Origin of the sequence: Helicobacter sp. 11S03491-1, from assembly GCF_002272835.1 — a bacterium.
GTDB lineage: Bacteria > Campylobacterota > Campylobacteria > Campylobacterales > Helicobacteraceae > Helicobacter_J.
Genome location: NZ_MLAO01000005.1, coordinates 128,535 through 151,346, shown reverse-complemented (window position 1 = coordinate 151,346; position 22,812 = coordinate 128,535). Strand labels below are relative to the sequence as shown.

Sequence of the window (22,812 nt, the reverse complement as noted above, 5' to 3'; positions counted from 1 at the left end):
AAGCAACAAATTTAAATGATGGAGATTTTAATGAATAAAAGCATAGTAAGTATGATTTTAGCAGGTGCATTGTGTATTGGGTTTGCCGGAGCAAAGACTTTGGCAACAGTTGATGGAGTCGTTATTACAGAAAAAGATTTTGATGTGATTAAACAAAGGGTTCCAAATTTTAGTTTTGATGCGTTAGATAAGGCAAAAAAAGAAGCCTTAATTGATCAGGCTATCAATAATATATTGATAGAAAAACAAGCTCAAAAAGATAAACTTGATACAACTCCTGATTTTAAAGCTGCAATGGAAGCATTCAAAAAACAACTTATGGTCGAATTATGGGCAAAAAAACAAGCTGAAGCCATAGGCAAAACTAAAATCCCTGATGCAGAATTGAAAAAATACTATGATGATAATAAACAACAATTTGTCCAACAAGAAGCTAGTGCCAGACATATTTTAGTAAAAACAGAAGATGAAGCTAAAAAAATTATTTCAGAATTAAATAAAACTCCTAAGGCAAAAGTAGAAGCTAAATTTATTGAGCTTGCTAATAAAGATTCAATTGATCCAAATACAAAAAATACTCAAAATGGTGGTGATCTGGGTTCATTTCAAAAAAATCAAATGGTCCCTGAATTTTCAAAGGCAGCTTTTGATTTGAAACCGGGAACTTATACAAAAACACCGGTAAAAACAGAATTTGGCTATCATATTATCTATCTTATTAAGAAAAATGATCCCGTAACCTATAGCTTCGATCAAGCTAAGGCAACAATTGAAGGTATGCTTAAAGAGAAAAAATTTCAACAAGATATGAAACAAAAAATCGAAGAATTACGAAAAAAAGCTAAAATTGATATTTCTAAGTCTTTATAAGCACTAACTAAAGGGGATTTTATGTTGGTTACCGGCAATGAGATTTTGCTCAAAGCTCACCAAGAAGGGTATGGAGTTGGAGCTTTTAACTTTGTAAATTTTGAAATGTTGCAGGCAATTTTTGAATCTGCAAATGAAGCCAATTCTCCTATCATTATTCAAGCAAGCGAAGGCGCTATCAAGTATATGGGAATTGATATGGTAGTGGGTATGGCAAAAACAATGTCAAAACGTTACTCTCATATCCCTGTAGCCTTGCATCTTGATCATGGAACTTCTGTTGAAAGCTGCCAAAAGGCTATAGAGTCAGGCTTTACATCTGTTATGATAGATGCCTCTCACCATCATTTTGAAGAAAACCTTGAATTGACAACAAAAGTTGTTCAAATAGCTCATAAAGCAGGCATAAGTGTTGAGGCAGAATTAGGAAGGCTGATGGGCATAGAGGACAATATTTCCGTAGATGAAAAAGATGCTGTTTTGGTCAATCCTAAAGAAGCTGAAATTTTTGTTAAAGAATCAAAAGTTGATTCTCTTGCTCCTGCTATTGGCACCAGTCATGGAGCCTTTAAATTTAAGGGTGAACCAAAATTAGATTTTAAAAGACTTCAAGAAGTAAAAAGACTTACTCATATTCCTTTAGTATTGCATGGAGCAAGCGCTATACCTGATTATGTTCGGGAAGCATTTCTGAAAACAGGAGGTGATTTGAAAGGCAGCAAAGGTGTGCCTTTTGAATTTTTAAAAGAAGCCATTAAAGGCGGGATTAATAAAGTTAATACAGATACTGATTTGCGAATTGCATTTATAGCTGAAGTAAGACGAGTCGCCAATGAAGATAAAACGCAATTTGATTTGAGAAAGTTTTTTACTCCGGGTATGGAGGCAATTAAAAAAGTTATTGTTGAGAGAATGCATTTGCTTGGAAGTGCCAATAAGATCTAGTTATAAGGAGAGGTAATGGCAATAGGAATGAGTGAGTTAAAAAAGGGTTTAAAAATTGAAATTGAAGGTGTACCTTATAGAATTGTTGAATATCAACATGTTAAACCGGGTAAGGGCGCAGCTTTTGTACGCGCAAAAATTAAATCTTTTTTAGATGGTCGGGTGATTGAAAAAACTTTTCATGCCGGCGATAAGTGCGAAGAACCTAATTTGATTGAAAAAACGATGCAATATCTTTATCATGATGGCGATACTTATCAATTTATGGATACTGAAAATTATGAGCAGATTTCATTAAATGATGCACAAGTTGGAGATGCATCAAAATGGATGTTAGATGGAACGAGTGTGCAAATTCTTTTTCATAATAACAAAGCAATTTCTGTTGATGTCCCCCAAATTGTTGCTTTAAAAATTATTGAAACTGCTCCAAATTTCAAAGGAGATACTTCAAGCGCAAGCAAAAAACCTGCTACATTAGAAACAGGTGCAGTTGTGCAAATTCCTTTTCATGTTCTTGAAGGTGAGATAATTAGAGTCAATACTGAAACTTCAGAATATGTAGAAAAAGTCAAATAACTTATATTTTTTTTCTCTTCTTTCTTTTATAATTATAAAACCCTATAATTTTTTATGGGGATATAAATTTAGGAGTTTTCAAGATGAACAAAAAAATTTTAGTGCCATTAGCAAATGGTTTTGAAGAAATTGAGTTTATAGGGATTGTTGATGTTTTAAGAAGAGCCGGGATTGAGGCAATTGTTGCCGGACTACATGGAGATGGTCTATATACAGGTGCAAACAAAATTCAGATTCAAGCAGATATTTCTTTAGAAAGCGTTGATTCTGCTTATATAGATGGGATTGCCTTGGCAGGTGGTTTTGAAGGGATGGAAAATTTAAAGAATAACACCCATATTATCAGCATTATTCAAGAGCTTTATTCACAAAAGAAACTTGTAGGCGCAATTTGTGCTTCTCCTATTGTTTTAGATAAGGCAGGGGTGATTGAAGGTAAAGATTTTACTTGTTATCCTGGTTGTGAAAGTGGATTGCATGGAAATAGAAAAAATCAAGCAATTGTAGTTCAAGGAAATTTAGTAACTTCAGCAGGTCCGGCTACAGCTATATTATTTGGTCTTGAAATTGTAAAAATATTATGCGGGGAAGATACTTATAAGAATTTGTATGAAGGATTGTTGGTTCCCTTGAGTAAGTAAATTATAAAATTAGAAGATTTTTATTTTGTATAATTTTTTGGTATTGATAAAAGTTGTCATAGCTTTTTTAAAATTTGTGTTTTAAAATCGAAATTTAAGAGTATAATTCCGCCCAAATTTTACTAAAGGCTTTTGATGGCAACGATAAATATTTTGGAATACAAACTAAAACCATTTGTCTTAGAGACAAAGACTATTATGGAGGAATATCTTAAAAAAACTCAAGTAGATGTGAGTGATTATTCTTTTGCTGCTAATTATATTTGGCTTTCGAGGACAAGTGGTTTTTATGAAATTATTGATGACACATTTTGTCTTTTTGTTATGGCAGGAGGTGAATTATCTATGCTTCTGCCACCATTGGGAAAACCTAAGCATTGTTATCATGCTATTCCTAAATGTTTTGATATTATGAATGAAAACAACTCATCAAATTACTACTCTAAGATAGAGTATGTGTGCAATGATTTTTTAGAAGGATTTATCACTTATAGCAATGAAGGAGAGGTAATTTTTTCATCTTTGGAAAATTATGTGATTGAAAAAAAGCTTGTTGATTACATTTATAAAACTGATGATTTGATTGAATTGAAGGGTAATGCCTATCATGCCAAGCGCAATGAAATTAATAAATTTAAAAAAGCTTACCCTGATTTTAGAATACAAACACTTGATCCTGAATCTCATCTTTTACCCATTAATCATCTTTTTAATAAATGGGTAAGTGATAGAATAAAATATATGCCCAAAGAAGAAATAGATATTTTTATGGATGGTATTTATCAAGAAAGACTTGCCGTGAAGAGAGTATTGCAAGATTATAGTGCTTTAGGACTGGAGGGGTTGGTGATTTATATTGGAGATGAATTGAAGGGCTTCACAGTGGGTGAGCAAGTCAGGGAAGATACAGCAAGCGTATTGATTGAAAAAACAGATTTTGAGATACTAGGTTGCGCTCAATTTATATTTCGAGAATTTTGTAAAGTCTTAAAAGATCGATACAATACAGAATACCTTAATGTAGGTGATGATATGGGATTTGAAAATCTTAAAAAAGTTAAAATGTCCTATCGTCCCGAAAAGCTTGTGCCAAAATATACAATTTATCAAAAATGATTATTCAAGAAGCAGTCTTAAGGGATATAGACAAAATTTGTGAGATAGAAAATGATTCATTTTTGCCTCAAGAAGGTAGATTTTCTCGTAGAGTTTTTTTGTATCATATTCATAAGGGTGGCAAGCTTTTTATATTGAAAGAAAAAAATAAAATAACCGGATATATTTTAATTTCTTTTTATTTTAAAAGTGTGAGGATATATTCTTTGGCGATCTTGCCACAATTTCAAGGGAAAGGATTTGGTAAAGCTCTGTGTGAATATGCTACCTGTATTGCTTCTCAAAAACAAAAAGATTTTATTAGTTTGGAAGTTCGTTTGGACAATTATCAAGCTATTGCGCTTTATAAAAGATTAGGTTTTATTCCTACAAAAATATTACCAAAATATTATGATAACAAAGACGGTATAAAAATGAAAAAATCCTTAAATGTCTCACAAGTCAAATATAATCAATAAAATCCATAGAAATACTTTATTCTGATGTGTCCATATCTACAATTTTAATTATTGGAAGGGTAATGGAGATTTTACATTATCTTCATCTTAAATCAAAATTTTATCCGGGAGAGATTGGTTGCCTTTGGTAAAATTTCAAATTATAAGGATAAGAATTCATTTGCATCACTCTTGGGAGAAGCTTGAAGAGTAAGGGGATTGGCAAAGTCTTTTTGAATATATTTTACAATAGCTGCTCTTCCAATCATCGCTGCATTGTCTGAACAAAACTCCAAAGGCGAGAGTAAAAGTTGGATATCAAAAGCGTTGCATAATGCAGCTACTTGTTCTCTTAGATAAATATTGGCGCTGCCACCCCCTACAATACAAAAATTTTTAATGTCATCATGATTGTCTTTTTTATTTTTAAAATATTTTTTAAGTTGCATCAAAAGGTGATTGCATGCAGTCTTTTGAAACCCTGCGCAGATTTTTGCTCGAAATTCATCCGTGATGGTATCTGTTGCATTTTCTTTGATGATGGCTAATCTTACAGCATTTTTAAGCCCTGAAAAACTAAATGCCAATTTTTTAGAGTTTTTCAGAGGAATAGGAAAATCATAAACAGAATACGGGGCACAATAAGAGGCGTATTTTTCTACTATAGGTCCACCGGGATAGCCAAGAGAAAGCATTTTCGCGACTTTATCAAAGCTTTCTCCAAAACTATCATCCATACTTGTAGCCACAATAGACATATGTGAGGCATCTTTTGCTTCAATAATAAGTGTATGCCCACCGGATACAAGGAGCACTGTTAATGGAAATATGGCTTGAGGTTGATTGATAAATAATGAATAAATATGTCCTTTGAGATGGTTGATAGAAATGAGGGGAATATTAAGCGAAAGAGAGAGGGCTTTTGCCATTGCTAACCCCTCAATCAAGGTGATATTTAAACCTGGTTGGGTGGTTACTCCGATAGCTTTGATAAACGAAAAGGAATGATTCAAAAAATTCTTAGCTTCAAGAAGAATTTTTGGAAGTGCTTGTGCATGAAGTCTAGAAGCAATTTCCGGCACTACACCTCCATAATTGCTATGTTCAAGTTCTTGAGAAATTTTGGCATGGAAAAGAAGCTTTGCGCTTGAGATTTCTGTAATAGCAATGGAGCTATCATCACAACTACTTTCAATACTTAAAATCATATTTTTCCATTTTAGTGTAGAATTTCATCTTAAACTTATAGATGTAGAATTATAACCAAACTTGGGAGTATAAATGAGAAGACTGAAAGCAGAATGGGAAAAACAACAAGCTATCATGTTGGCATTTCCTCATAAAGAGAGTGATTGGAAAGATTATATTGAGGAAGCGCGAGAAAATTTTTTGGCTATTATAAAACAAATAATAAAATTTGAAAAAGTTATTGTGTGCGTAGATACACAAGATTTTGAAGGTAAAAAAATACTTGAAAAATATACTTCCTCTTTTCTTGAGATAATTTCTCTTCGTACAAATGATACTTGGGCTAGAGATTTTGGACCTATTAGCGTTGTAGAAAACAAAAAAATCAAGCTTTTAGACTTTGGTTTTAATGGTTGGGGATTAAAATTTAGCGCTAATTTTGACAATCAGATTAGTCGAAAACTTTTTGCCAAAGGCGTATTGAAAGGTGAATTTGAGATGATGCCCATTATTCTTGAGGGAGGTAGCATAGATACAGATGGAGAGGGTAGGTTGCTTACGAATACACAATGTCTTCTACAGGCTAATCGTAACCCATTTTTGAGCCAAAATCAACTGGAAGAGAAACTCAAACAATATCTGGGTATTAAAGAAATTCTGTGGCTTCATTTTGGCTATCTTGCAGGAGATGATACTGATAGCCATATTGACACGCTGGCAAGATTTCTTAATCCCCATACAATTGCTTATGTAAAGTGTGAAGACAGAGATGATGAGCATTATAAAGAGCTTCATAATATGGAAGAAGAACTTTTGAGACTTAGGACAAAAGAGGGAAAGGCTTACGATTTGATTCCTTTGCCACTTCCCAAGCCAATATATTATGAAAATCAAAGGTTACCCGCAAGTTATGTAAATTTTTTATTTATTAATAATGCTTTGCTTGTGCCTTTATACCAAGATGAAAAAGATCAAGAAGTTTTGAATATTTTAAGATCAGTTTGTAAAAATATAGAGGTAATTGGTATTGATTGTTCTGTGCTTATTAGACAACATGGAAGCTTACATTGCGTGAGTATGCAAATTTACTAGCAGGTTATATTATTGAGTGCTAATATTTATAGGATTATTATTGATGGTACAGTTCAAGGCGTAGGTTTTCGTCCATTTGTTTATACTCTTGCGCTTGAAATGCAAGCAAAAGGTTGGGTTCGAAATTTAGGAGGAAAAGTTGAAATTATCATAGAAATAGCAGATGTGCAAACTTTTATTTCAAGGCTAAAAGCCCAAGCCCCTATCCATTCACAAATTAATTCAATAAGCATAAAGCCTTATAAGATTAAAAAAAAGTTTTTAGATTTTCAAATTTTTGATAGTAAAAATAATATAATTGATTTTAAAAGTAGCATTCCAAGAGATATAGCCATTTGTCAAGATTGTCTTAGAGAAATGAAAAATCCAAAAGATAGGCGCTATGGCTATGCTTTTAGCACTTGCACAAATTGTGGTCCTCGTTATAGTATTATTTCTGCACTTCCTTATGATAGGCGTAATACTTCTATGAGTTTTTTTCAAATGTGTTCAAAATGTCAAACCGAATATGATAATCCGCTAAATCGTCGATTCCATGCCCAGCCAAATTCTTGCCCGGAGTGCAAAATAACGCTTAAATTTTATGATTCCAATAATATATGTTATGAGGATAGCGTTGCTATAACAAAGACTGTCCATGCAATCAAACAGGGTAAAATTATTGCTATTAAGGGCATAGGAGGATTTGCTTTGGTGTGTGATGGCAGGAATGATGCTAGCATTTGTGCGCTTAGAAAAAATAAAAATCGTCCCCAAAAACCATTTGCTATTATGGTGAAAAACACACAAGAAGCATTGAAAGTTGCAGATTTAAATACATTTGAAATAGAGGCATTGAATTCTCCGGCTGCTCCTATTGTTTTGGTAAAAAAAAATAATTCCTGCTTATCTTCTCTTGTATCCCCAAATATCAATACTGTAGGAATCATATTGCCCTATAGCGGGGTTCATCATCTTATTTTGCAATCACTTGATTTTCCCCTTGTTTTTACAAGTGCAAATTTGAGTGGGGAGCCTATCATAGCTTCAATTGAGGAGTTCAAAGAAAAAATGGGAAATATTTTTGATGGGGTATTAGATTATAATCGTAATATTCTCCAACCTATAGATGATAGTATTGTGCAATTTTTAGCAGGGAAAATGAGAGTGATGCGTTTAGGAAGAGGACTTGCGCCCTTAAATTTAGATTTTCAAAAATCTCCAAACCCAAAAAAATCAAAAGTTTGCGTTGGAATGGGAGCGCAACAAAAGATAAATATTACTTATAGCATGGGAAATGAATATCTTATTTCGCCTTTTATAGGAGATCTTGATAATCCTAACAGTATGCAGAGATATGAGAAAATATTTGAATTTTTTAGTAAAGTTTATTGTATAAAACCGGATATCTTGATAAGCGATTTGCATCAAAATTATCACTCAAGTATATTAAGTGCTAAAAAATCTATACAATTACAATGTATAAATGAAAAAATACAGCATCATTATGCTCATTTTTGTGCTATTTTTGCCGAAGTGATGTATAAAAATCAATCTATTTCTCCAAAGGATAAAATGTTGGGGATTGTATGGGATGGAAACGGATTGGGAAATGATGGAAAAATCTGGGGTGGTGAAATATTTTTGGGGAATCTGCAAGAAATCCAAAGAGTAGGACATATAAAGGAATTTTCATTGCTTGGGGGTGAGGGGGCAATTAAAAAAATTTATAAAATAGGCTATGGTCTGGCATTACAAAGCGGGGCTAATGATTTGATTCATCAATATGAAAATAAATTATCCCTACAAGAATCAAAAACACTAAAAATGATGTTTGAAAAAAATATTAATGCTATTAAAACCACTTCTGTAGGTAGGTTGTTTGATGGGGTGGCCAGTTTATGTGGGTTGCTGGAAGAAAATACCTATGAAGGTGAAGCCGGGATGATTTTGGAAGCTTTATCAAAAGATCATATTGGTAAAGAAAGTTATCCTTTTATATTGACACAAGAAGGAGTGATTGATTTTGTTCCGATGATTTTAGAAATGCAAGCAGATATTTTAAATGGTAAGATTTCGAAAGTAGCTAAAAATTTTATATATACATTGGCGCAAATTACCCTTTTGTTTGCACAAAAATATAATCCTTATCCTGTTGTTTTTAGTGGAGGTGTATTTCAAAATAAAGTTTTATGTGATCGTATTAAAGAATTATTTGATTTTCACCATTATCAATTTTATATGCCCCAATTGTTACCTCCCAATGATGGTTGCATCTCCTTTGGTCAGGCAGTTTATGCTCAATATCAAAATAAGGATTTTAATGGAAAATAAGCAAAAATATGCAGCGCCTGCTTTGAGTAAAGGTCTTAAAATTCTTGAATTTATGTCTATGATCAAAGAACCCATTAGTCTTCAAGCTTTGGCAGATGGACTTCAGATCAAAACATCACAAATCTATCGGATGGTTTATGTTTTAGAACTTAACGGTTACTTGCAAAAACTATCTCAAACAGATCGATATATGATGACGCCTAAAGTATTTGTATTGGGAAATCAATTCCGGAGTAATTTCACATTAATAGAACTTGTTATGCCCATTTTAAATGAAATCAGCCAAGAAGTCAATCAATCTTGCCATTTGGCGATACAGACAGATACCAATACATCTGTAATTGCTCAAGCACAATGGAGCTCTCCTTTGGGATTTTATACTAAAATAGGTTTTACCAAGCCCATCCATACGACAAATTCCGGAATTCTTATTTTGTCTTATTTGGATGCATCTTTACGAGATAAGATTCTTAAATTTCATAATGCTTATTCAGAAGCAATGATCAAAAAACTAAAACAAATCGCACATAAAAGATATTCTATATTGAGATCGGCGTATGTAGGAGGAGTGATTGACCTTTCTGTCCCTGTTTTTTCAAGTGCTACCAATAAAATTTTGGGTGCTATTACCGTTCCTTATATTAATATTTTAGATAATGAATATACTCTCAAATCCACGTTAAAATACCTACTCCACAATCCTAAAACGAAATCTCTTTATTTATAATTGCCTGCTTTATGCCTATTTATAGACATTTTAATCAATATTTCTTCATTCTTGTCATGTAACTATTTGAAATAAAAAATACTTATTTGTTACTAAAATAAACAAATAATAAAAATAAACTCCAATTTTTTAAATATAAATGATTATTTTAAATATAAAAAAGTGAGAATAAATAGACAATATCAAATTAAGGAGATAAGAATGAGCGTTTTGAAAGGAACATTTCCAGCTATGCTGACACCCTATAATAGCGATAAAAGTGTTAATGAAAAAGAATACATGAAGCTTGCTTTATTTGGTTTAGAAAATGGCTTAGATGGATTATTTTGTAATGGATCTGCCGGAGATGGTCTGGCAATAGGGGTTGCTCAAAGAGTGCAATTAATGAAGCTTAGCATTGAAGTAGCTAACAAAAAAGTTCCTGTTATTACCGGGATTGGAAGCGTATGTTATGAAGAAACGCTTTATTTGGCTAATGAGGCAAAAAAAACAGGTTGTGATGCCTTGCTTTTGCAGCCGCCTTTTTATTATCCAATGGATGAGGATACTCTAATAACGTATTTTAAATTTATTGCTTCAAAGGTAAAGCTTCCTTTGTATCTCTATAATATACCTATGTTTGCTCCTAATATGAGTTTGCGAGTTATTCAAGAGCTTTCTAAGGAAAAAAATATTGTAGGCATGAAGGATTCCAGTGGATCTGCAGTAGATTTAATGCATATTTTAGATCGTTGTGATTTTGATGTTTTTGTAGGCAGAGAAGAGTATTATGCCGGGGCACTTCAAGCAGGAGTTAAGGGAAGTATGACATCGTGCGGGGGTGTATTTCCTGAGATTATGAGTGGGATTTATAAGGCATATCAAGCCAAAGACTACGAAAGAATGTATAAATTTCAAAAATCAATCATCAAAGCAATTGCTTTTGCTCAAGAGGTTGCTTTTCCACTTGGATATGCTTTGTTGTTAGAGGCTAGAGGTTTCAAGATTGCCAATACAAGCATCCATCCAATCTCTCTAAAAACATTGGATGCTCTAAAGTTTAAAAAAGAAGAAGCAAGAAATATCCTTGCAAAAATTTCTCAAGAGGTAGGGTTGGCAAGTTTATGAAAAAAGTATTGATAGTTAATGCCAAAGATAATGTGGCTACTACTCTTGAAAATCTGGAAGCTAATACATGGCTTAGTGATTTAAAAATAAAAATTTTGCAAGATATTCCTATGGGGCATAAATTTGCAATTCGTGATATTCCAAAGGGTAATTTTATTATTAAGTATGGGGAGCATATTGGTGTTGCTTGTAGTGATATTGGACAAGGGGAACATGTACATGTTCATAATATTGAAGGAATTAGAGGGAGAGGGGATTTATGAAGAATTTTATTTTAAAAGGCTATAGGAGAGATGATAATAGTTTTGGTTTTAGAAACCATATTTTGATTATCCCTAGTGTGCATTGTGCTAATAAAGTTGTTGAAAAAATAGCCAAAGATACGCAAGGATCTGTCTATATCACTCATCAACATGGGTGTTCGGAGCTTGATTATGATGCAAGACAAACTCAAGATGTATTAGTGGGTCATGGATGCAATCCAAATGTTTATGGAGTTTTGGTGGTGGGGCTTGGTTGTGAGGTAGTGCAAGCTAAAGAAGTCGCTGGAGAGATCCAAACAAGGACTCCTTATAAAGAAGTTGCTTATCTTAATATTCAAGAATGTGGGGGCAATATAAAAACGATACAAAAGGGTATAGAAATTGTGCAGAAAATGCTTCATGAGCGTTTAGATATAAAAATTTCAGATGGGGATTTTTCTGATGTGGTTTTGGGGACTGAATGTGGCGGAAGTGATTCTTTTTCGGGTTTATCTGCAAATCCGGCACTTGGATTGGTAAGTGATTATATTATTGATTGCAAGGGGGCAGTCATTTTAGCAGAAACTACAGAGCTTATCGGAGCTGAATATATTTTGGCAAAACGAGCCCAAAACGAAGAAGTAAAACAAAAAATTCTCCATACTATCAAGCAATATGAAGAAAATGTTATCAACTCTCATGCAGATATTCGAGGAGCCAATCCCTCTCCGGGAAATATTGCAGGAGGTTTGTCCTCAATAGAAGAAAAATCATTAGGTTGTATTTATAAGGCAGGCACTCGAAATGTAGTAGATGTTATTGATTATGCTAAGGCTATTACTCAAAAAGGACTTACTTTTATGAATACGCCCGGAAATGATATTGAACAACTTTCGGGCATGGTAGCAGGAGGGTGTAATTTATGTGTTTTTACAACGGGGAGGGGAACTCCAACAGGTTCTCCGATAACCCCAACAATTAAAGTATCTTCGAATACTGCTACCTTTGTCAAAATGAATGACATGATTGATATTGATGCAGGGGGAATTATTAGGGGTGTGGAGAGTATGGAAGATGTAAGAAATATAATTTTAGAAATGATTGTGAAAGTTTCAGAAGGAAAGCAGGTAAAAGCAGAAATTAATGGTCAAAATGACTTTTCTATTTGGAGATTAGCAACATCTGTTTAAAGGGAGTTTAAAGGGAAACAATAATGAAAAATAAAATAGTTTTAGACAAGATTCTACTAAAAGTCAGTTACAGAATATTACCTATTATTGTTTTGATGTTTGTGATGTCTATGATTGATAGATCTAATATTGGATTTGTCAAAGAATATATTGAAATTGACATAGGTATTGGTGATGTTGCTTATGCGCTGGGGGCAGGGATATTTTTTATCGGGTATGCAATTTTTGAGATTCCAAGCAATATCTTACTCCATAGAGTTGGGGCAAAAATATGGCTAAGTCGCATTATGATCACTTGGGGTATTGTTACGATGTGTATGATTTTTATACGCAATGAAACAAGTTTTTATATTTTGCGATTTTTGCTTGGAGTAACAGAAGCGGGATTTTCTCCGGGTATTATTCTTTATTTGAGCTATTGGTTTCCCCATCAAAATCGCAGCAGAGCATATGGTATTTATCAATCCGGAGTGCCTTTAGCATTGATATTTTCAGGACCATTTACGGGTTGGATACTTCAATATGCGCCATCATTTTGGTTTAGCAATTGGCAGTGGATGTTTTTTATTCATGGAGGCATTACTGTTATTGTTGGGATTTTTGCTTTTATTTTTCTTGTAGATAAACCTTCAAAAGCTTATTGGCTAGATGAAAATGAAAAATATATTTTGAATCAAGCATTACAAGAAGATGAGAAAGAAAAACATTCTGTAAGCCCTAAAACTATTTTTTCTACCTTGATCCATCCTTTGGTGTGGAAATTCACTTTTGTGTATTTTGCTATACAGGTTAATGTGTATGCGGTGTTTTTTTATCTTCCAACCAAGATTGCATATTTTTTGGAATCAAAAGTAGGTTTTGAAGTAGGTTTATTTTTCATGATCCCATGGATATTTACATTATTTTTAATGCCACTAATAACTTATTTTACAGATAAGAGAAAAACTTGGGCAAAAAATGCAATTATTTTATTATTGCTTGCAGATATTGGAGTGAGTATTGCAGCTTTTGCTCCTTCTTTTTTCTTATTTATTTTTGGCATTGTGGTTGCAGCTGTCGGATTTATAGCCATACAGCCAATTTTTTGGAATATGCCTACGCGTTTTTTGGAAGGCAAAAATGCTGCTGCGGGGATTGCATTGATTGGTTCGTTTGGAAATCTGGGAGGTTTCATTGCACCTTTATTGAAACAGACAATTGAAAATTGGACAAGAACCTCATATGCCGGGTTTACTATTTTGGCATTAATAGGGTTTTTAGGAGCTTGTATGCTTATACACTTAAAATATAAACTTAAAATTACTTGAGGAGCAAATTATGGATTTGGAATTAAAAAATAAAGTCATTATTGTTACAGGAGGAGCAAAAGGGATAGGAGCAAGCATTGTAAGAACAATCGCAAAAGAAGGTGGGATTCCTGTAATTTTATCCCGATCGCCACTGAGCAAAGAGTTCGAAGAAGAAATTGCAAGCTTACAACCTCAATATGGATTTTATCAAATCAATTTGAGAGAAAATGAAATTATTGGGAGTCTGATTGAAAAAATTATTCAAAAATATGGTTGTTTATATGGGGTAGTAAATAATGCAGGAGCTAATGATAATTTATCTCTGGAAGATACTCCGTATGAAAAATTTATGGATTCACTGCAAGGTAACTTAATCCATTATTACACTGTGGTTCATCATTGTTTGCCTTATCTAAAAAAATCACAAGGGTCTATTATCAATGTAAGTTCAAAGACTGCATTAACCGGACAAGGAAAGACATCTGCTTATGCAGCTGCAAAGGGAGCACAGCTGGCTTTAACAAGAGAATGGGCTGCAGCCTTAGCAAAAGACAATATTCGTGTCAATGCAATTGTTCCTTCTGAAGTGCTTACACCTCTTTATTTGGAATGGTTAAAAAATTTTGAAAATCCTGAAGAAAAACTTCAAGAAATTGGGAAAAAAATCCCATTAGGAAAAAGACTTACAACAGCAGAAGAAATTGCAACCACAACTGTATTTGTTTTGTCTCCCATCTCGTCACATACAACCGGTCAAATACTTTTTGTAGATGGGGGGTATGTGCATTTGGATCGGGCATTAACTTAATTAAAATAAAGGAATAAATAATGAAGAATTTTAAGATTGCTTTCATATTAGTAACCTCGCTATTTTTTTTGTGGGGGTTAAGCTATGGACTTCTGGATGTTATGAATAAAAATTTTCAAACTCATCTTGGGATTACCAAAGCTAATTCAGGGCTTTTACAAACTGCATATTTTGGTGCATATTTTGTGATGGCTTTGCCGGCAGGTTGGATTGCCAATAGATTCTCTTATAAAGTCGGGATCATTGTTGGACTTTTACTTTATGCTATTGGAGCATTGCTTATTATTCCGGCTAGCAATGGAGCAGATTTTGATTTGTTTTTATTTGCATTTTTTGTTTTGGCTTGCGGCTTGGGATCATTGGAAACAAATGCCAACCCTTATATTACTAAATTAGGTCAAGAAAAAGATGCCGCCTTTAGAATTAATGTTGCACAATCTTTTAATGGAGTGGGGCAATTTGTGGGTCCTATTTTGGGGGGACATTTATTTTTATCTCTTGCTAATGGACATTTAGAAAAGAATATGAGCAATGTTCAAGGAGTATATGTAGGGATTGCCTTTATAGTGTTGCTAATCATGCTTGTTTTTATTCTTGTAAAAATGCCTCAAGCTAATTTAAAAGATGAAGAAGATGTCCATGAACATATTTGTTTGAAAAAGATTTTTTCTTATCCTCATTTTAATTTTGGGCTATTGGCACAATTTTTATACGTTGCCGCACAAGTAGGAGCAGGGGCATTTTTTATTAATTATGCTACGGAACATTGGACCGAATTAAGTGATGAAAAAGCAGCTTATTATTTGAGTGCCGCCCTTGTAGCCTTTATGCTTGGACGAGTATTTACAACACCATTAATGAAAATTTTTAGTCCTCAAAAACTTCTGGCTATTTATAGTGGTATTAATGTGATTTTAGGCGCTATTTTATTTATGGGTATTCCTGTTGTTTCAGTATATGTATTGATTGGCGTGTTTTTCTTTATGAGTATTTCTTTCCCAACTATTTTTGCCTTAGCCACTAAAGATTTGCATACCAGACATGTTAAATTTGGATCTTCCTTGCTTGTAATGAGTATCGTAGGGGGAGCTATTATGCCTTATTTAATGGGCAAGGTATCTGATAATTTTGGGACTAGCTATGGTTATTTGCTGCTTGTTCCTTGTTTTGCTTATGTGGCTTGGTATGGAGCATTTGGCTGCAAAACGAAGACATAAGGAGGAAATTTTGAAAATTATTGATTCTCATTTTCATATTTGGGATTTATCGATTTTGAGACTTGCTTGGTTAGAAAATTTTCCAAGCCTAAACCATAATTATTTTATTCAAAATTATTTAGATGAATATAAGAATAATGATTTAGAAGGGGCTGTTTATATTGAAGTAGATTCTCATAGAGATGATAAAAATAAAGAAAATGAGTATGTTTTAAAATTAAATGATAAAAAAATTAAAGCAATGATTATCGGAGACAAGCTTCAAGCTTCTATGCTGATCCCTGAGAATCACCTTTTGAAAGGCATTAGAGAAGTGCTACATACCCCTGATGCAAAAAAGGGAAGGTGTTTGGAAGATGATTTTAAAGCAGGGTTGCAAATTTTAGGGCAAAAAGGGCTTGTTTTTGAGGCTTGTATGCGTACACAGGAGCTAGAGGATATGTATGAATGCGCTAAAGAATCTCCAAAAACTCGCATAATCCTCAATCATTTAGGTAATCCAAACTTAGATGTAAATTATCTGAAAAGTTTGGAGTTTCAAAGGTATCAAAAATCTATTTGTTTGCTTGCCAAACTTCCAAATGTGGTGTGTAAAATTTCCGGAGTAGATTTTTCTAAAGTATCTTTAAGAGATTTTAAATATCTTTTATATTTTTGCATAGATGCATTTGGTGAAGATAGAGTGATGTATGGATCAAACTTTCCGGTCTGTAATCTCTATACAAATGTTACTCAATGGATAAGTATTATTCTGGAATGTTTAAAAATGAAACATGAAAGAATAAAACAGAAGCTTTTTTATGAAAATGCAAAAACATTTTATCAATTATAAGGAGAAATAATGAGCAATATAAGAAGATACGGGCAAATCATAAAAGTAAAACCTGAAAAACTTCAAGATTATAAAAAATTGCATGCTTCACCTTGGAAGGAGGTGAATGCGATGATAAAAAAATGCCATATACAGAATTATTCTATTTTTTATAGGGATGGATTCTTATTTGGTTATTTTGAATACGTTGGGGAAGACTTTGAGGCAGATATGCAAAAAATGGCACAAGATGAAATGACGAAATTATGGTGGCAACATACAGATATTTGTCAATTGCCAATAGAAAGTGCTAAAAAAGGGGAGTGGTGGGCGGATATGGAGGAGGTTTATCACTTAGATTAACCAAGATTTAAAAACTTTAAAAATTTAAAATGGGAAGGTATAAAATGAAGAAATTAAATACAATTATTTTTATGGTTCTTGTGGGAATGGGTTATGGTTATGCTCTTGATTATGATGTAGATGGTTTTGATTACAAGGTAAGTGGTGGGGTTGTTTCAGCTACCAGATTTGGATTATCAAATAATAAAACAATAAATGAAAGCAAGGCTATTTATCCTAATAATAGCTTCTGGAGTTTGAGTGGGAATTTAGGGGTTAAAGTTAATCTTACGCATGGATTTGAAATGGGATTGAAGGGTATAGTAGGTGGCGTGGCTTATGATTCCACAAGAGATGGATCAAGATTATTGCCTGCAGATTCTATCAGTTCAAGATTAAAATATAATACCGCAGGGAGATTTACTGAAATTTATATGCCCGCATGGGGAGAAGTCATTAATGCTTATTTATCTTATCAAAGCGAAAACTTTGGATTTAAAGTTGGAAGATATGACATGGAAGGTTTGGATTGGTTTAGCGGGCACAATGAAGGCATACAAATGCATGCCGGAAATTCAGATATTAAAGCATGGGCACTTTATTCGTATGGAAGAAGTTCTGCGGGATATGAATGGTTGAATCATTTTACTCCCAGAAATGCGGAACTTAATCGTTTTGGTATTTTTGTTTTTGGAGTTGATGCTAAGTTTAATGCATTTTTTGTACAACCTTATGTTTATTATCAACCCGGAGCTTATGTAGCCCCTGGATTTAAAGTTATTCATGATAAAAGCTTTGGTTCAAAATATCGTTCAAAAACAACATTTATGATGTTAGGTGCCATTCACGAAAAAAGAACAAGAGATTTGCCATCTTATCCGGGTTGGGGTTATGGACCAATTTTTGATAAGCAAAAGGCTACAGAGTATAATCCGGAAGGTTATATTGGTAGAGAAAGAGGAGATGGGGGCGTAACACTTTTTGTGCGCGAAGAATTTTATATTAAAAATCATTATGTTGGAGGGGGATTTTATAAAAATTTTGGCAATCCCAATAGCTTAATTGGTGCTTATGGAAATCCCTTAAGGTTTAATACTTGGGTTTATACTCTCTATGATGTGGGTCCTACATGGAGTGATTTTTTTGGTAAAGATTCAACCAATTTGGTTGTATTTGGAGGATCAAAATATGATAAATTTTCTTGGAATGTAACGGGTCGTCTTACTTACAGCCCACGCAGTAATGAGAGATCTTTGGCTTTGATGCTTTCTTATATATTTAGTAAAAATATAAATGTAGATTTGAGATTAGAATATATGAATGATGAGACAAAAAAAGGTTATTCAATCTTTAAGAGTTATTTGACTAAAAATAACTATAGAGATAAGAGCTTCGTATTTATGTATATTAACTATGTTTTATGATTTTAAGTCCTATATCCCAATTGGGATATAGGCATTTTATTTGGCATTTGTATTATATTGAAGATAAACAACATGAGTTTGAAGATATTCCTCAAGACCATGTTTTCCATCAGCCCCACCAATTCCGGATTTTCTAAAGCCTGCATGAAATCCTTGCATAGCTTCAAAATTTTCTCTATTAATATAGGTCTCACCAAATTTAAGTTCTTTGCTTGCACGCATTGCAATATCAATATCTTTGGTATAAATAGATGAAGTCAAACCATATTCGCAATCATTTGCCAGTTCAATTGCTTCATCAAAAGTATCAAAAGGCAAAATAGGAAGCACAGGACCAAAAATTTCTTTTTGAATAATCTCCATATCTTGTTTGACATCTATTAAAACTGTAGGTTCGTAATAATACCCTGAAGTATCGCTTGATATTTTTCCTCCGGTAGTTGCTTTTACCCCATTTTTGAGCGCACGCTCTACCATGTTGGCAACACTTTCTAAACTTGATTGAGATACTAAAGGACCCATATCCACATTGCTTTGTTTTAAGGGATTACCATAAGTTACCTTTGAAATTGCTTGAGTCATTTTATCGACAAATTCTTGGTAAATATCTTTTTGAACATAGACTCTCTCAGCGCAATTGCAAACTTGACCTGTATTGATAATTCTAGAATTTTTGATATGCTTGATAGCTTCAGTGATATCAGCATCTTTCATAACAATAGCAGGAGCTTTGCCTCCTAATTCTAAAGAGACCTTTATAATATTTTTTGAAGCTGCTTCCATGATTTTTACACCTGTTTCTACGCTGCCTGTAAAACTCACAAGACCAACTTTTTCATTGCTTGCAAGCTCATTGCCCACACTTCTGCCATGACCGGAAACAAGATTAAATACCCCTTTGGGCAAGCTTGTTTGATGTATGAGTTTAGCAAATTCAAAAGCATTATTGGGTGTCTCAACACTGGGTTTAATAACTATTGTATTCCCTGTTAAGAGTGCCGGAGCCATTTTTCTTGCAATGAGGAAAAAAGGAAAATTCCACGGAAGAATACCCGTTGTTACTCCAATTGCTTGCTTAAAAATAAATATATTTTCATTAGGTCTGTCGCTTTGAAGAATTTCTCCTTCATACCTTCTTGCCCATTCTGCCATATAATCTATATAATCGGCAGTAAAATCTACTTCCACTTTTGCTAAAGGTAAGATTTTTCCTTGTTCTTGAGTGATAATTTCTGCGAGAAAATCAGCATTTTTTCGTATTTGGTTCGAAATTTCACGTAAATAATTTGCCCTTTGGATTGCCGGAAGTTTTTCCCATGATTTTTGTGCGCGATAAGCTGCATCAATTGCCATTTGTGCCTGTTGTACCGTCCCATTTGGGATGGTAGAGATAATCTCCTTGGTAGCAGGATTTAAAACCTCTATAACATCTTGATTGTTAGAGGTGAGAAATTCTCCATTGATATACATTTGATAGTTTTTGACATTCATTTAAACTCCTTATGATGAATTGTATTTTGATACTATCAAATTAAAGAGTCATTTTTATATAAGTGTTTTTCAAATATGATAAATCTTTTCAAATTTGAAAATGATTTTTATCATTCTTTAGAAAAATGCTGTATTATAGGTATGTGAAGTGATTTATAAAATGTTATATAATGTAACACAATACTTATAGAAGTATGATAAGATACAAGCATATAAAATTTTTGAAGGTAGTTTAATGAAAACAATTACTTTAGCTCAAGGAAATGGTGGGAGGGAGACCAATGAATTGATAGATAAAGTATTTAAAAAATACTTAGGAGATTTTTTACTCAGCTTGGATGAGGATGCAGGAGTTTTTTCTAATGACAAAAATACAACTTATTCAGTCAGCACAGACTCTTATGTTGTTACTCCAATATTTTTCCCCGGTGGGGATATAGGAAAGCTTAGTATTTGTGGTAGCAGTAATGACGTAGCAATGATGGGGGCAAAACCTAAATATATTAACATTGGCTTTATCCTGGAAGAGGGATTGGAGATACAAGAACTTGAAGAAATATTAAAAGGAATGGCTAAAGAATTACGATACACAGGTATTAAAATACTTTCTGCAGACACTAAAGTTGTCCCTAAAGGCAATACGGATAAGATTTTTATCAATACAACAGCTATTGGGGAGATTAAAAAACATAGTATTTCATCAAAGAATCTCAAACAAGGAGATGCTATTATCTTAACCGGTAATATTGGAAGTCATGGGTGCGTTATTTTTTGTTCCAGAAGTGAGATAGAGTTACATTCAGATTTGAAAAGCGATTGCAAACAACTTTATCCCATGCTTGAGAGGGTTTTTGAAACCCAAATCCCCATTCATGCCCTCAGAGATGCAACTCGTGGAGGATTAGCCGGGGTAATGAATGAGTGGGCAAATAATTCAAAAGTGAATATTTGTTTGGAAGAACAAAGCATCCCTATTCTCAAGGAAGTCCAAGGGGTATGCGAAATACTTGGGCTTGAGCCTTATTCTTTGGCGAATGAAGGTGCGTGCGTACTTGGTGTTCCTATGGAATATGCCAAAGAAGTTTGCTCCCTTTTAAAAGCACATCCTGATGGAAAAGAAGCTGTTGTTATTGGAAGGGTTGAAGGAGAAGATATTAGCACACCTCGTGTTATTCTAAAAAATGCTTGGGGCTCTAAAAGATATTTAGATTACCCACAAGGTGAACTTTTGCCTAGAATTTGCTAAATCCTATAGGCTTCTTCTCCATGAATACCAATGTCCAAGCCTTCAAGTTCTTCTTTATCATTCACTCGCAAAGAGGTAAATAAAGAAATAATTTTAAAACCGGCCAAACTTACAATCCCGGAAAGAGCCACACAAATAATAATAGCAAAAATTTGCTCTGTTAAAAGCGCCATATTCCCACTATAAAGCAGTCCTTGACCTAAAGTTCCTTCTCCTGTAGCTTCCGGATTGATGGAGGCTGAAGCAAAGATTCCTGTGGCAATACCACCCCAAATCCCTCCTATTCCATGAAGTCCGAAAGCATCTAAAGAATCATCATAGTTTAATTTTGTTTTAAGCCATGTGATGGCGACAAAACAAATAGGAGATGCCAAAAAACCTATCAATATACTTGCTAAGGGAGATACATATCCGGCAGCCGGGGTAATACCTACAAGTCCTGCTAGCGCACCTGTAATGGCTCCCAATAGAGTTGGTTTTTTATATTTAATCCATTCTATGGTGATCCAACCTAATATCCCCCCTGCTGTTGATAAACAAGTTGTAATAAAAGCATTAACGGCTATATTGTCAATACCTCCGGCACTTCCGGCATTAAATCCCAACCAACCAAATAAAAGAAGAGCTGCCCCTAAGAATGAGTAAGGAAGGGAGTGAGGGAAAATACCGGAAATATTTTTTCGTTTGCCTAGAAAAAAACACCCTACAAGTCCTGCTACTCCTGCGCTAATATGCACCACTCCACCTCCGGCAAAATCAAGAGATCCTTTTTGCAGCAGCCAGCCTTTTTGACTCCATATCCAATGTGCGAGTAAATCATAGACTAAAGTTGTCCAAATAAGAGTAAAAATAATCAATACACTAAACTTAATTCTCCCCACAAAAGAACCTGTAAAAATAGCTGCGGCTATGATGGCAAACATCATTTGAAAAATCATAAACAAACTATTGGGGACACCGTGTTCATTGTTGCCTTCAATGCCATAAAGACCCATATTATCAAGATTCCCTAATAATCCATAGCCTATATCTTCTCCAAATGCCAGAGTATATCCAAGCCCCACCCATTGGAATGTAATAATTCCAAACATAACAAAACAATTCATAATCACACTTAAAGAATTTTTACTTCTCACCATTCCGGAATAAAACATTGCCAATGCAGGTGTCATCAATAAAACCAATATCGTGCAAAAAAGTATAAAAATAGTATTTGCACCATCTATAGAGGTTTCTTGTGCTAAAACGATATTAGGAATAAATCCCAAAAAAAATAAATTTTTTTTCATTATTTTTTACCTTAAATATTTAATTTTGATTTTTAAATTGCGTCTAGACCTTCTTCTGCAGTTCGAATACGTATAATATTTTCTATTGGAATTAAAACAATTTTTCCATCCCCAACTTTTCCGGTATTGAGAATTTTTTTTGCTATAGAAATAATTTCTTGAGCTTGAGATTGAGAAGAAATAATTTCAATGCGAATTTTTGGAATCATATTTACTTGAAGCGCATTGCCTCTATAGACTTCTGTTTTTCCTTTTTGATTCCCATAACCAACAACATTTATGATAGTCATTCCGCAAATCCCTATTTTATCAAGAGAATTTTGAAGCTCTTTAAGCTTTTCTTCTCGTGTTGTAATCTCTATTTTTAAAATTTTTTCCATAAATATTCCTTTATAAAATAAAAACACATATTGTGCTTGTAAATAATTGTATTTTTATTTTGCTTAAA

23 protein-coding genes are annotated in these 22,812 nt (G+C 33.6%); 19 read left to right on the top strand and 4 right to left on the bottom strand.

Annotation, left to right across the window (positions count from 1 at the left end; all coding sequences use genetic code 11):
- Positions 1-30 precede the first annotated feature (30 nt).
- From BKH45_RS05005 to BKH45_RS04980, 6 genes are all read left to right on the top strand, one after another.
- The gene (locus BKH45_RS05005) at positions 31-870 is read left to right on the top strand and encodes a peptidylprolyl isomerase (RefSeq protein ID WP_095274381.1); all 840 of its coding nucleotides are present in this window, start codon (positions 31-33) and stop codon (positions 868-870) included.
- Between the two features lie 21 nt (positions 871-891).
- Positions 892-1,815, top strand: coding sequence for a class II fructose-bisphosphate aldolase (locus tag BKH45_RS05000; protein ID WP_095274380.1), 924 nt, complete (start codon positions 892-894; stop codon positions 1,813-1,815).
- A gap of 15 nt (positions 1,816-1,830) precedes the next feature.
- Positions 1,831-2,394 (top strand): elongation factor P, encoded by a 564-nt coding sequence (gene efp, locus BKH45_RS04995; protein WP_095274379.1) that lies wholly within the window; start codon positions 1,831-1,833, stop codon positions 2,392-2,394.
- Between the two features lie 83 nt (positions 2,395-2,477).
- Complete coding sequence (locus BKH45_RS04990) at positions 2,478-3,035, top strand: DJ-1 family glyoxalase III (RefSeq protein WP_095274378.1); 558 nt, start codon at positions 2,478-2,480, stop codon at positions 3,033-3,035.
- A 135-nt stretch (positions 3,036-3,170) separates the two neighbouring features.
- A complete protein-coding gene (locus tag BKH45_RS04985; RefSeq protein WP_095274377.1) occupies positions 3,171-4,151 on the top strand; it encodes a phosphatidylglycerol lysyltransferase domain-containing protein in 981 nt (326 codons plus the stop codon).
- Positions 4,148-4,609 (top strand): N-acetyltransferase, encoded by a 462-nt coding sequence (locus tag BKH45_RS04980; RefSeq protein ID WP_095274376.1) that lies wholly within the window; start codon positions 4,148-4,150, stop codon positions 4,607-4,609. The genes BKH45_RS04985 and BKH45_RS04980 overlap by 4 nt, the downstream gene beginning before the upstream one ends.
- A gap of 140 nt (positions 4,610-4,749) precedes the next feature.
- On the opposite strand, the gene tsaD is transcribed toward BKH45_RS04980, so the two are convergent.
- The gene (tsaD, locus tag BKH45_RS04975; RefSeq protein ID WP_095274375.1) at positions 4,750-5,796 is read right to left on the bottom strand and encodes a tRNA (adenosine(37)-N6)-threonylcarbamoyltransferase complex transferase subunit TsaD; all 1,047 of its coding nucleotides are present in this window, start codon (positions 5,794-5,796) and stop codon (positions 4,750-4,752) included.
- A 73-nt stretch (positions 5,797-5,869) separates the two neighbouring features.
- Between tsaD and BKH45_RS04970 the strand changes: the two genes are divergently transcribed.
- From BKH45_RS04970 to BKH45_RS04915, 12 genes are all read left to right on the top strand, one after another.
- On the top strand, positions 5,870-6,868 hold the full coding sequence (locus BKH45_RS04970; RefSeq protein WP_095274374.1) for an agmatine deiminase family protein: 999 nt from the start codon (positions 5,870-5,872) through the stop codon (positions 6,866-6,868).
- A gap of 12 nt (positions 6,869-6,880) precedes the next feature.
- Positions 6,881-9,181 (top strand): carbamoyltransferase HypF, encoded by a 2,301-nt coding sequence (gene hypF, locus BKH45_RS04965; protein ID WP_180675635.1) that lies wholly within the window; start codon positions 6,881-6,883, stop codon positions 9,179-9,181.
- Entirely contained in the window at positions 9,171-9,908 is a 738-nt protein-coding gene (locus BKH45_RS04960) for a helix-turn-helix domain-containing protein (RefSeq protein WP_095274372.1), read from the top strand. The genes hypF and BKH45_RS04960 overlap by 11 nt, the downstream gene beginning before the upstream one ends.
- 201 nt (positions 9,909-10,109) lie before the next feature.
- The gene (locus tag BKH45_RS04955) at positions 10,110-11,015 is read left to right on the top strand and encodes a dihydrodipicolinate synthase family protein (protein WP_095274371.1); all 906 of its coding nucleotides are present in this window, start codon (positions 10,110-10,112) and stop codon (positions 11,013-11,015) included.
- Positions 11,012-11,278 (top strand): UxaA family hydrolase, encoded by a 267-nt coding sequence (locus tag BKH45_RS04950; RefSeq protein ID WP_095274370.1) that lies wholly within the window; start codon positions 11,012-11,014, stop codon positions 11,276-11,278. Before BKH45_RS04955 ends, BKH45_RS04950 begins: the two co-directional genes overlap by 4 nt.
- Positions 11,275-12,447: a UxaA family hydrolase gene (locus tag BKH45_RS04945; protein ID WP_095274369.1), complete on the top strand. Its 1,173-nt coding sequence runs from the start codon at positions 11,275-11,277 to the stop codon at positions 12,445-12,447. Before BKH45_RS04950 ends, BKH45_RS04945 begins: the two co-directional genes overlap by 4 nt.
- Before the next feature lie 23 nt (positions 12,448-12,470).
- A complete protein-coding gene (locus BKH45_RS04940) occupies positions 12,471-13,754 on the top strand; it encodes an MFS transporter (protein WP_095274368.1) in 1,284 nt (427 codons plus the stop codon).
- A gap of 10 nt (positions 13,755-13,764) precedes the next feature.
- Positions 13,765-14,544, top strand: coding sequence for an SDR family oxidoreductase (locus BKH45_RS04935; RefSeq protein ID WP_095274367.1), 780 nt, complete (start codon positions 13,765-13,767; stop codon positions 14,542-14,544).
- A gap of 20 nt (positions 14,545-14,564) precedes the next feature.
- Positions 14,565-15,761: an L-fucose:H+ symporter permease gene (gene fucP / locus BKH45_RS04930; RefSeq protein ID WP_095274366.1), complete on the top strand. Its 1,197-nt coding sequence runs from the start codon at positions 14,565-14,567 to the stop codon at positions 15,759-15,761.
- Between the two features lie 10 nt (positions 15,762-15,771).
- Entirely contained in the window at positions 15,772-16,593 is an 822-nt protein-coding gene (locus tag BKH45_RS04925; RefSeq protein WP_180675633.1) for an amidohydrolase family protein, read from the top strand.
- An 18-nt stretch (positions 16,594-16,611) separates the two neighbouring features.
- Positions 16,612-16,935, top strand: coding sequence for an L-rhamnose mutarotase (locus BKH45_RS04920; protein WP_095274414.1), 324 nt, complete (start codon positions 16,612-16,614; stop codon positions 16,933-16,935).
- A gap of 44 nt (positions 16,936-16,979) precedes the next feature.
- Complete coding sequence (locus tag BKH45_RS04915) at positions 16,980-18,338, top strand: outer membrane family protein (protein ID WP_180675631.1); 1,359 nt, start codon at positions 16,980-16,982, stop codon at positions 18,336-18,338.
- Between the two features lie 36 nt (positions 18,339-18,374).
- On the opposite strand, the gene aldA is transcribed toward BKH45_RS04915, so the two are convergent.
- Positions 18,375-19,829 (bottom strand): aldehyde dehydrogenase, encoded by a 1,455-nt coding sequence (gene aldA / locus BKH45_RS04910; protein WP_095274363.1) that lies wholly within the window; start codon positions 19,827-19,829, stop codon positions 18,375-18,377.
- A 235-nt stretch (positions 19,830-20,064) separates the two neighbouring features.
- On the opposite strand from aldA, the gene hypE reads away from it, so the two are divergent.
- Positions 20,065-21,075: a hydrogenase expression/formation protein HypE gene (hypE, locus tag BKH45_RS04905; protein WP_095274362.1), complete on the top strand. Its 1,011-nt coding sequence runs from the start codon at positions 20,065-20,067 to the stop codon at positions 21,073-21,075.
- Here hypE and BKH45_RS04900 read toward each other — a convergent pair.
- Positions 21,072-22,301 (bottom strand): ammonium transporter, encoded by a 1,230-nt coding sequence (locus BKH45_RS04900; RefSeq protein WP_095274413.1) that lies wholly within the window; start codon positions 22,299-22,301, stop codon positions 21,072-21,074. The genes hypE and BKH45_RS04900 overlap by 4 nt on opposite strands.
- A gap of 95 nt (positions 22,302-22,396) precedes the next feature.
- Positions 22,397-22,744 (bottom strand): P-II family nitrogen regulator, encoded by a 348-nt coding sequence (locus BKH45_RS04895; protein WP_095274361.1) that lies wholly within the window; start codon positions 22,742-22,744, stop codon positions 22,397-22,399.
- Positions 22,745-22,812: the final 68 nt, after the last annotated feature.

What these genes read in the sequence shown, in the direction of transcription:
- BKH45_RS04945 (WP_095274369.1), top strand. Translation starts at nt 11,275, where the DNA reads ATGAAGAATTTTATTTTAAAAGGCTATAGGAGAGATGATAATAGTTTT.
- BKH45_RS04985 (WP_095274377.1), top strand. Translation starts at nt 3,171, where the DNA reads ATGGCAACGATAAATATTTTGGAATACAAACTAAAACCATTTGTCTTA.
- BKH45_RS04895 (WP_095274361.1), bottom strand. Translation starts at nt 22,744, where the DNA reads ATGGAAAAAATTTTAAAAATAGAGATTACAACACGAGAAGAAAAGCTT.
- BKH45_RS04970 (WP_095274374.1), top strand. Translation starts at nt 5,870, where the DNA reads ATGAGAAGACTGAAAGCAGAATGGGAAAAACAACAAGCTATCATGTTG.
- fucP (WP_095274366.1), top strand. Translation starts at nt 14,565, where the DNA reads ATGAAGAATTTTAAGATTGCTTTCATATTAGTAACCTCGCTATTTTTT.
- hypE (WP_095274362.1), top strand. Translation starts at nt 20,065, where the DNA reads ATGAAAACAATTACTTTAGCTCAAGGAAATGGTGGGAGGGAGACCAAT.
- efp (WP_095274379.1), top strand. Translation starts at nt 1,831, where the DNA reads ATGGCAATAGGAATGAGTGAGTTAAAAAAGGGTTTAAAAATTGAAATT.
- BKH45_RS05000 (WP_095274380.1), top strand. Translation starts at nt 892, where the DNA reads ATGTTGGTTACCGGCAATGAGATTTTGCTCAAAGCTCACCAAGAAGGG.
- BKH45_RS04940 (WP_095274368.1), top strand. Translation starts at nt 12,471, where the DNA reads ATGAAAAATAAAATAGTTTTAGACAAGATTCTACTAAAAGTCAGTTAC.
- BKH45_RS04950 (WP_095274370.1), top strand. Translation starts at nt 11,012, where the DNA reads ATGAAAAAAGTATTGATAGTTAATGCCAAAGATAATGTGGCTACTACT.
- BKH45_RS05005 (WP_095274381.1), top strand. Translation starts at nt 31, where the DNA reads ATGAATAAAAGCATAGTAAGTATGATTTTAGCAGGTGCATTGTGTATT.
- BKH45_RS04960 (WP_095274372.1), top strand. Translation starts at nt 9,171, where the DNA reads ATGGAAAATAAGCAAAAATATGCAGCGCCTGCTTTGAGTAAAGGTCTT.
- BKH45_RS04990 (WP_095274378.1), top strand. Translation starts at nt 2,478, where the DNA reads ATGAACAAAAAAATTTTAGTGCCATTAGCAAATGGTTTTGAAGAAATT.
- BKH45_RS04980 (WP_095274376.1), top strand. Translation starts at nt 4,148, where the DNA reads ATGATTATTCAAGAAGCAGTCTTAAGGGATATAGACAAAATTTGTGAG.
- BKH45_RS04915 (WP_180675631.1), top strand. Translation starts at nt 16,980, where the DNA reads ATGAAGAAATTAAATACAATTATTTTTATGGTTCTTGTGGGAATGGGT.
- BKH45_RS04955 (WP_095274371.1), top strand. Translation starts at nt 10,110, where the DNA reads ATGAGCGTTTTGAAAGGAACATTTCCAGCTATGCTGACACCCTATAAT.
- aldA (WP_095274363.1), bottom strand. Translation starts at nt 19,829, where the DNA reads ATGAATGTCAAAAACTATCAAATGTATATCAATGGAGAATTTCTCACC.
- BKH45_RS04935 (WP_095274367.1), top strand. Translation starts at nt 13,765, where the DNA reads ATGGATTTGGAATTAAAAAATAAAGTCATTATTGTTACAGGAGGAGCA.
- tsaD (WP_095274375.1), bottom strand. Translation starts at nt 5,796, where the DNA reads ATGATTTTAAGTATTGAAAGTAGTTGTGATGATAGCTCCATTGCTATT.